General features: G+C 72.9%; 1 protein-coding gene. It reads left to right on the plus strand.

Features of this window, described 5'->3' with window-relative positions:
* Window positions 1–1,749, plus strand: a 1,749-nt coding sequence (locus tag IF99_RS0130095) for a condensation domain-containing protein (protein ID WP_031001629.1), incomplete at both ends; no start/stop codon positions are given.

The following is a 1,749-nucleotide window of genomic DNA, read 5'->3' on the forward strand; positions in this document are numbered from 1 at the left end:
TCGCGGTGGTGCCGGTGGGGGCCGGTGAGCTGGAGAGGCGGATCGAGGAGTTCTCCGGTCACGTCTTCGATCTGGCCGCTGAACTCCCGATCCGGGCGAGGCTGTTGACCACGGGCGAGGACAGCTCTGTCCTGGTGCTGGTCGTGCACCACATCGCCGGTGACGGCTGGTCCCTGGCCCCTCTGTGGCGCGACCTGTCCGCCGCCTACACCGCGCGTCGGGCCGGTCACGCCCCCGCCTGGGAACCGCTCCCCCTGCAGTACGCCGACTACACCCTGTGGCAGCGCGACCTGCTGGGCGACAGTGCCGACCCCGAAAGCCTGCTGGCGGCGGAGGTCGCCGAGTGGCGCACGGCGCTGGAAGGCGTGCCCGCGGAGCTGTCCCTCCCCACCGACCGGCCGCGGCCGTCCGTGGAGACCCACCGGGGCGCGGCCGTACCCGTCCGTGTCCCGGCCGGACTGCACGCGCGACTGGCACGCCTCGCGCGCTCCGAGGGCGTGACGATGTTCATGGTGTGGCAGGCGGCGGTGGCCGTCCTGCTGTCGCGCCTCGGCGCGGGCGACGACATTCCGCTGGGCAGCCCCGTCGCGGGCCGTACCGACGAGTCGCTCGACGATCTGGTCGGGTGCTTCGTCAACACCCTCGTCCTGCGCACCGACGTGTCCGGCGACCCCGCCTTCACCGACGTGCTCGCCCGGGTCCGCCGGGACACGCTGAGCGCCCTGCACCGGCAGGAAGTGCCCTTCGAGCGGCTGGTGGAGGAGCTGGCGCCACCCAGGTCGATGGGGCGGCACCCCTTCTTCCAGACCGTCCTCGAAGTGCAGTCCACACCCCTGCTCGTCCCGGAACTGGACGGAGTGGCCGTGGAGGCGCTGCCCCCCACGGTCCGCGACGCCAAGTTCGACCTCGACCTGCAGATCGCCGAGGGCTTCGACGCCGAGGGACACCCCGCCGGTATGGAGGGCCAACTCGTCTACGCGGCCGACCTCTTCGACCACTCCACCGCCGAGGCCCTGACCGCCCGGCTGCTGCGCGTTCTCGACGCCGTGGCCGACGCCCCGGAGCGGCCCGTGCACACGGTCGACGTACTCGACGAGGCCGAGCGGCGGGCGGTGGTGGGGGAGTGGTCGCGGCGGCAGCCGCAGATCGCCGGCCCCGATGCCCGCGTCTTCGTCCTCGACGACCACCTCATGCCGGTTCCGCCCGGCGTCGCCGGAGCGCTCTACACCACCTGCGACGCCTCCGAGGACACCACGGTCGTCTGCCCGTTCACCGAGGAGGAGTCCGTCATGCGACTCACCGGCGCACGAGCCCGCTGGGACGACGAGGGCCGCCTGCACCTCGTGACGCCCGACGCCGACACCGAAGCCGAGACCGCACCGGGGCCGGACGCCCGGCCCTCCGATGCCCTCGCCCGGCGCGGCACGGGGCTGCGCGAGGAGCTGCTCCGTTCCGTCTTCGCGCAGGTGCTCGGCGTACCGGAGGTGAGCCCCGACGACGACTTCTTCGCCCTCGGTGGCCATTCCCTGCAAGCCGTGCGTCTTGTCAGCCGCATCCGGGCCGTCCTCGGCGTCGAACTGCTCATCCGGGACCTCTTCGAGACACCGACCGTCGCCGGACTGACCGCCCTGCTGGACGAGAAAGCGGGCGCTGGGGCGCGTCCGGGGGTGGTGGCGGGGGTGCGGCCGGAGCGGTTGCCGTTGTCGTACGCGCAGCGTCGGTTGTGGTTCGTGGACCGGTTGGAGGGTG

This window comes from Streptomyces sp. NRRL F-5630, assembly GCF_000719475.1.
Classification (GTDB): domain Bacteria; phylum Actinomycetota; class Actinomycetes; order Streptomycetales; family Streptomycetaceae; genus Streptomyces.